Here is a 7,714-nt window from a genome sequence, read left to right on the forward strand (position 1 = left end):
CTCAACGGCTACCCTTTTAGATATATTCTCTTTTTTAAGAATCTCTCGGGTTCTTAAAAAATATATATCAGTAATGTCGCCCCTTTTTATCTCCTCCGGACTTGCTATATGAAACATTCCATCCCCTCTTTATAAAAGAGATTAAAGTCTTATTCTCTTCTCAACACGTAATTTTACAACCTTAAGCAAAGATTCTAATTCTGCTACTCTCTTATCTATCTTCTCCTGGTTGCTGATTACAGTTCTTAATTTACTTAAAAACCCATCCAAGCTGCCGGCAGAAGACTCTGTCACTCTTACTGTAAAAATTATAGCAGCTATGAGAAGAAGATAAAAGAATATCCTGGAATTATACATCTTACAGTTTCCTAGATACTCTAATTTTAATCTTAACGAGCTCATCATATATATTATCAAGTTTAGTAAGCACCTCTTCCTGCTTTACTATTAGAAGATCCATCTTCTCACTTAAAGAGAGCTTGCTCTTGGTCTCTGCTGTTAAAGCAAATCTATATACCAAAAATAGAGATAGCAATATAATCACAACAAATATTAATCTTTTAAACTTACTCATATCCTTACCCCCTCTTTTACCTCTGCATAGACTTCAAAATCTATATTTGGAAAGAGATTATCTCTTCTCTCTAAAACCTCAAGGTAGGTCTCATCAATACTATCACTATTCAGCTCTTCGTAGAGACGATTAAACCTGAAAATATGTTCTTTGATTCTTCTCTGAGCATACTCTGCATGCGTATCAGTTTTAATAATAAAAGCCCAATCGCTGGATTGAGCCAGCAGGAGTTCTCTAGCCATCTGATTGAGCACCCTCTTTTTTAACCCTTCAGCTCCTCTATTTTTGGCTGCCAAAACTTTCATCCGTCCAGCGGCTTTATGCAGATGTCTATAGACCCAATCATTGGAACCATTGAGCCAAAACTCACTGTAGCCCTTCCATCCCCAGCTTGAAAAAGAAGGCTTCAATACCTGATTCTTGGGATATTTTTTAAGATAATCCATTGGAGTTATAAGTTTTATGGTTTTCTGGTCATAATAAATCTTCTTTATTAAAAATTCGAGAAAGATAGGACCTTCAAACCACCAATGTCCAAACAGCTCAGCATCATAAGGGGCAACTATTATAGGTTCTCTGTCCATAAATGTGCTTAGATACTCAACCTGTCTCTCTCTATTAAACATAAAATTGCCTGCATGCTCAGCGGCTCTCTCTCTTGCCTTATCCGGATCGTAAAGTTCCTTCTGAAGAGTATCTCCTGTTATGCGGTAATACTTCATACCAGTATTGCCGCGGCTTCCATCCGGATTGATATAAGGCTTAACATAATCGTAATCTAAATCAAAACCGATATCCCTATAGAAATCTCTATAGTAATGGTCCCCAGGATAACCTTCGGCAGCACTCCAGACAGATTTAGAGCTTTCAACATCCCGTCCGAAAAGAGCAACTCCTGACTTACAGAAATAACCTGAATAGACTCCATAACGCGGCCTGGGATCAGCAAATAGTATTCCATGAGTATCGACTAAAAAATATTTAACACCTTCCTCTTTTAATATCTCATCGTCATGAGGTTTATATCCGCACTCAGGAAGCCAGATACCCTCGGGCCTTCTGCCGAAAGCCTCTTCGTAAGTATTCACACCGACTCTGACCTGAGCCTTAACAGACTCTCTGTTTATCATCAAAGGCATAAAACCATGAGTTGCTCCGCAAGTAATTAACTCTAGGAAACCGGCGTCTTGATACTCTTTAAAAGCATCTAAAATATTTTTATTATACCTGTTTAAAAATACATCCTTAGACTTTCTAAATGCATTCAGATATATTTCGGAGAGTTTTTTAAGTTTAAAATTATCTTTGTTACGCTGAAACTCTTTCTGAGCCAGTTCAATCAATTTATCCAAATGTTTAAGATATCTATCCTGAAGCATAGGATCTCTCAGCATACTTATCAATGTAGGAGTAACAGAGATAGTCAGCCTAAACCCAATACCTTCGTCCTTAAGACGCTTGAACATCTCAATAAGGGGGATATAAGTCTCTGTTATAGCTTCAAAGAGCCAACGCTCTTCTATAAACTCATCATATTCAGGATGTCTGACATAAGGCAGGTGGGCATGCAGGACTATTGAGAGATAGCCTCTGTTTTTCATATCTCTATCTCTTATCTCCCAAACTACTTTTAGTAAAAGAAGAGCTGGTCTCTAATCTTCTCTGCTTTAAGACTTTTTGCAGCTCTTCTGATGAGATACCGGTACCATAACCTCCGGATAACGCAAACATCTTCCAGTAATCTTCATCTACTACCATCCACTCTTCATCCACCAGCTCAGACGGGCCATACCTAGGAGCAGCAACTACATTAGAACGAATAATAGTAAAGAATTTACCGCTATCTGTTCTTAGCCCAACTTCGGCAACATAACTTCTGCCCGGCTCTTTAATATTGATATACCAACATTCAATAAAAGAAGTAAGCTCTATATCAAAATAACTGTTATAACTCTCAGAGCCTTCAGATTCAATCCCGGTTACATCATAGACTCTTAAAACCTCTCTATAGCCTGAGTCTCCGCATCTTAAGCGAGTATCTTCCCAAAGCTGACCTCTAATCTCCCAGTAAGAGTACAACCACCAGGGATCTCTCACAAGCAATACAAGACTATCTTCATCGTAGTGATGCTTAACCTCCAGGCTCTCATTTAAACCTGTCTGACCTTTGGATTTCTTACTGCGATCAGTAGCTCCAGTATGAAATTTTGTTTGCTCAACAAGCTCCTGAGAAGGAGACTCTTTAGTAATCTTCTTTATTTTGAGAATCTTTCTCTTTCCTAAAGCCGGCTTAGAAACTCTCTTTTTCAGTTTTATCTTTTTGGTAATTTTACCTAATTTTACCTTCTGTTTAACTTTGCTTTTAACTCCTGCTCCTTTAGTCAAATTTTTGGAAAGAATCTTTATCAGTTCTGTCTTCTTAAACGCAGAGACGCTCTTGATCTTTCTTTTCTTTGCAAGCTCAAGAAGCTCTATTCTTTTTAATTTAGTTAAATCTTTACCCATAATATAATCCTCCCTATTACTAAACTCTTAAACCTTCAAACTCTTCTCTGTGCTTAACGGCTGCTTTAAAATGTTCCCTCTCTATTCCATTGTTAAGCTCAACCTCAATCTCAATAGCTGCACCTCTCTTGCAATGCGCAGCAACAATTTCAGCCGCCAGCGGATATATATTATCTCTTATATCATTCCCTACTGCAAGAGCCAAAGGACCCTTTACATCTAAAGGCATAAGGTGGGGTAGAGACAGCTCCTTAGATATAGATAAGAGCATATTATTCTCTCTTTCATCCCGGCCCACGACAAGCTTAAGACCCTTGGATAACCTAAAATGCCTGCCTAATTTAAGTAAGTATATCTCATCCAGAGAAGGGTTTTGAGTATGTTTAAATAGGTCTTTAAGCTTCTGGCTAAATCTCGGGTCTGTCAAAAGGCAGCCTCCTGAGGGAGCAGGATAATCTTTTATCTTATATTTCTCAACAAGCTCAAACTGTTTTTTCCGGGAACGCCCCTGAATATCGAAAAACTTCTCTCTATCAACCCAGCCTCTCTCTTCCGGTAGAGTAAGAGGTAATACTTTTGCCGAAAGAGGCCTCAATACCAGTCTATCCAAACCTGCCTCCCGCTCTATTTGAAAAAGCGTAGAACTATTCTGAGACATAGGACGTTCTCCTAAAACCTCACCTGTTATAATATATGAAGCACCGTGCTTTTCAAAAAGCTCTTTAGCCTTCTTGAACATAAAGATCTTACAATCTATGCAGGGGTTCATATTCTTACCGAAACCATGTTTTGGATTCTTAAGAAGCTTTAAATATTCAGATCCCAGCTCTACAACGTTAAGCTTAAGTCCAAGCAAGTCTCTAGAGGTAGCTTTAAGCAGCTCTTTAAGCTTACAATTATCATCGGGATGGCAATGACAGAACGGAATATGAAAATAGAGTACCTCAAAAGAGATAGCCTGCTCTTTTAAAATAGCTCCTACGAGTATAGAATCCAACCCTGAAATTAATAATAGACCTCTATCTTTCATGTGGTTTATTCTATAAGCAGATTATTCGCTTAATTTCTTGTTTATATTGTACTCGACGTAGCCGGAGAGAACCTCCTGGACTTTTACAGGAGGCAGTACTACGAAATAATGGCTTATTATTGCATGAGCAATCTCATGAGCAAGCATTCCGGCCCTTAGGCTCTCGGCAGATATATAGACCGTATTTTCATCGTGATAATAGAAAGATTCCGATTTTAACTCTCCGCCTAAAAGCTCAAAGAAAACTCTCTTCAGCTCATCTTTGGTTAAAAATATTTTTATATCCCCATGATACGAATAGAGATGCATATCCAAAAGATCTGATGTCTCTTCAAAAAGAGCATCAATATTTTCAGCTAAAATATCACTTGGTGAGCCGCCCCGGAATATCTGCTTATCGCTATCCTTGTAAATATAGAAATTGGGGCCTACTTTTATCTTATAAGCAATATCAAGGGGGTCAACTCCTTCATGGCAGTGGATAGTGAAATAATCACCGTTACAGACTAAGGCAAAATCCTGAGCATATACAGAAGGTATTAAGATAAGAATGAACAGAAGTATCTTTTTTGTCATATAAACTAAACTTTGAAGCGATGGAAATCGTTTTTAATTTTGTTCAGATTATTCAGAAGTATCTGTCTCTTATTCTCTTCACTTATATTCTCATTAAGCGCATGCTCCATATCGTTAATGCTAATCTGAAGCGCACTGAGATAGAATCTAAGCCTTGCTTTCATTTCGTTTAAAGAGGCAGCTATGTTTTGAAGCTGGTCATCTCCCCGTAGTTTAAAATCAGCGCTGATATCGCCATCAGCCATAGACTTGAACTCTTTCTCCAGACGATAGAGAGGCCCTGCTATCTTATGCGATATAAATAAAGTCAGCATAATGGTAAAGAGTCCAGTAACAACCATGACGATAATGACAGTCTGTATTAAGATCGGAATGATAAAATCTGCCGTTGATTTAACAACTGCTTCTGTATTCTCAAAACTTACTGTAGTCGTACGGCTCCCTGTGATGTAAAGCAAACCTACGGTAATAAGAGATCCTATTATTACTAATAAACAGAATTTCATAATAAACTGAACCTGGAATTTTCTATCTATAAAATATATTCTCCTTTTCCGCTTGGCCATCTTATCCTCCTTATTTATTTAAAACTGCATCGTAATCAATATCGATACTAGACTCTTCCTTAACATCTTTAAGCCAGTCATTAAGCGCCTGAGTCTGTTTCTCTCTTAATATCTGCCACTTAATCTGACTATATATCTCATCCAAGGGTTTATCGGTAAGAGCTTCTGCCTGCATCTCATCGTAACGTGCTTTAACCTCTACGTCAGCTACTTGAACCAGAGAAGAGAGCTCTTTGGATTTTAAGTCGACTATCAATTTAAAAAGCAGCTGTTCATAATAATGCTGCAGTGCATCCAGAAATTCTTCGCTTTTATGTAAGTCCATCTTCTCTGCTTCCTGAAGTATAAGCTTTTTGCTTACTAGTGCATCTAAAACCCCTTCCCGGGCATCAAGTGTATCATCCCGGCCTACGTTCATCTTTGAGAAATAGTCTTCAAACTCCTCCTCAGTCATCGTAAACTGATTGATTTTTACAACATACTGGTCTTTACGCAGATATCCTTTGAATGAATAGAAAACTACAACCAGGACCAGAAAGACTACTGTAATTGTGATTAATTTTCTCATAATAAATACCTTCCTTTTTATTTTATTTGCTACCAATATAATACTTTTTCAGCCGTTTTGCTACTAAATATCTATTGGGTAAAATACAGGCCCGAAAAATACCTTAAGGAACTGATTGAACAGTTGGATAATAATTTGCAGATAAAACATTGCTCAACACTTTTTTAAATAGCTCTGTTGCTGACAGAGCCTGAAAATCATCCGGCAAAGCAAGGGTGTCCATGCATAGAGTATATGCCGGAGTCATATAATTAGGACCTCTACTTAAATAATCAGAAATTCCTCTTACAAATTTACCGTGAACAATACCGGCGTAGATATCACCAGGATTTAGATTGTATTCCAAAAGAATATTTACTAGATAATGCATCCCAATTTTTACAGTCATACCAGTTGAAGTCTCATCGTCAAGTAAAAATACAATTGTATCTTGGTCAAGCTCTGCTAATTCACCGTCTGAGGTAAGTATTAAATTGGAAAAAGCAACTGTATTGGCATCAAGTCTTACTTTATTTAAATAACCGCTTATTATCTCAACATTGCTACCTATTTCAGATACGTATTTAGAGAGTGCTACCTCTGCTTCCTTAACATAGGTAAAGCTACCATCATCCGGAGCAAGAAGAAGTATTGTTTTTCCGTCCACACCTTTAGCCTCTCTGGCATGATTATATAGAGCTTCTGCAAGCTGCGGAAAAGCATTTATATTAAAAACTGTTTCGTCTCCTCTATCCGGAAAAGCAACTAAACCACTATGCTCACCGTAATGCACATTGATAGCAAAATTATAATCTAAAAAAGCATTTAGAGCTTTTAATACTGTATAGCCAGATATTCCCTCTCCTTCATGAAATATTTTATCCTGACGGGCATAACCCTGATAGGTGTTGGCCAATGTAATTGTTCTTACCCCCTGCATTCTTAAGCCGTAAAGAAGAGAGAACAGGTCTATGATATCAGCTACATTTCCTGTTGAAGCAACAACAATTACATCTTGATCCTCAAAATTTGAAAATCCCTCTAAACTCCAATGTAAACTATCACTTACAGACAATACTCTACTGCTGTCTGCATTGAATTCATCGGCTAACTCATCTGCAACAGAGAACAGCCTCGAGTCCAAACAAAGGATATGGTCAAAATGGTCTACTTCAACAGCATCGGAATATCTCTCTATAGAAATCAAATCTACGCTACAACCCTCCACCTCATCAGCAAAAACGCTTAATGTATAAAGCATAGCATCCTCATACTCACCCTGAGGCTGCCAATTATCTATTTTCACCCTTATACTTCTAGGATTATATTCTTTTATAGTTCCAAGCAATAAAATTGCATTTAAAAAATCGGTCTTATTCCGGGGTGAAAAAACTAAATTAATATCTTTACCTTCTATATCTTCTGGATTATTGATTCTTGGATTTACTTCACCATCAGGAAAACATGCCCAAGAGATACCTATAGAGAGACCGCTATCGTTTAAAATAGAGAAAGTAAGACTATCTGCGTCTCGTTCTCTGCGTAAAGATATACTATTTTGATTGCAGATAGAGATACTAGAAGATTGATGTCTTATATTTTGACTATTACTACAGGAATCCTTACCGGATACAGGATGCGATATGTCCAAACAATACCATAATATAGATATAACTGTAACAACTTTAAACCTAACCACCTCAAATTTCCCCCCCCTAATTTTTAAACTACCTTTGATTTATATATACTGCATGGTAAGCATGCTGTCAAATAGAAACTATAAAAGTTATAACAATTATAAAAAGCTCGTCTTAAAAAGCGGGATTAGTGAATATTAAAGTATATTTTACCTACTTTGCAAGTTCTGCTTCCAGCCAGGATAAGAATTCTCCTTCTTTTATTTCAAGCTGACCTTC

The 7,714-nt window shown here is 37.3% G+C and carries 9 protein-coding genes; all 9 read right to left on the minus strand.

The genetic code is table 11. The features are described 5' to 3' along the window. Positions 1–141: 141 nt before the first annotated feature. Entirely contained in the window at positions 142–357 is a 216-nt protein-coding gene (locus P9L98_04895; protein ID MDP8216634.1) for a hypothetical protein, read from the minus strand. Between the two features lies 1 nt (position 358). After that, complete coding sequence (locus tag P9L98_04900) at positions 359–574, minus strand: hypothetical protein (protein MDP8216635.1); 216 nt, start codon at positions 572–574, stop codon at positions 359–361. After that, complete coding sequence (locus tag P9L98_04905) at positions 571–2,175, minus strand: DUF1957 domain-containing protein (protein MDP8216636.1); 1,605 nt, start codon at positions 2,173–2,175, stop codon at positions 571–573. The genes P9L98_04900 and P9L98_04905 overlap by 4 nt, the downstream gene beginning before the upstream one ends. A 4-nt stretch (positions 2,176–2,179) precedes the next feature. Then, positions 2,180–3,079, minus strand: a complete 900-nt coding sequence (locus P9L98_04910) for a DUF4912 domain-containing protein (protein MDP8216637.1) — start codon at positions 3,077–3,079, stop codon at positions 2,180–2,182. Between the two features lie 19 nt (positions 3,080–3,098). Continuing rightward, complete coding sequence (locus P9L98_04915) at positions 3,099–4,109, minus strand: hypothetical protein (protein MDP8216638.1); 1,011 nt, start codon at positions 4,107–4,109, stop codon at positions 3,099–3,101. Between the two features lie 21 nt (positions 4,110–4,130). Beyond that, a complete protein-coding gene (locus P9L98_04920; protein ID MDP8216639.1) occupies positions 4,131–4,685 on the minus strand; it encodes a hypothetical protein in 555 nt (184 codons plus the stop codon). A 5-nt stretch (positions 4,686–4,690) separates the two neighbouring features. Beyond that, positions 4,691–5,251: a HAMP domain-containing protein gene (locus P9L98_04925; GenBank protein MDP8216640.1), complete on the minus strand. Its 561-nt coding sequence runs from the start codon at positions 5,249–5,251 to the stop codon at positions 4,691–4,693. Positions 5,252–5,261: 10 nt separating this feature from the next. Beyond that, positions 5,262–5,819: a SurA N-terminal domain-containing protein gene (locus P9L98_04930; protein ID MDP8216641.1), complete on the minus strand. Its 558-nt coding sequence runs from the start codon at positions 5,817–5,819 to the stop codon at positions 5,262–5,264. A gap of 103 nt (positions 5,820–5,922) precedes the next feature. Next, positions 5,923–7,497 (minus strand): hypothetical protein, encoded by a 1,575-nt coding sequence (locus tag P9L98_04935; protein ID MDP8216642.1) that lies wholly within the window; start codon positions 7,495–7,497, stop codon positions 5,923–5,925. Positions 7,498–7,714 lie beyond the last annotated feature (217 nt).

The organism is Candidatus Kaelpia imicola, from assembly GCA_030765505.1.
In the GTDB taxonomy this organism is placed as follows: Bacteria; Omnitrophota; Gorgyraeia; order Kaelpiales; family Kaelpiaceae; genus Kaelpia; species Kaelpia imicola.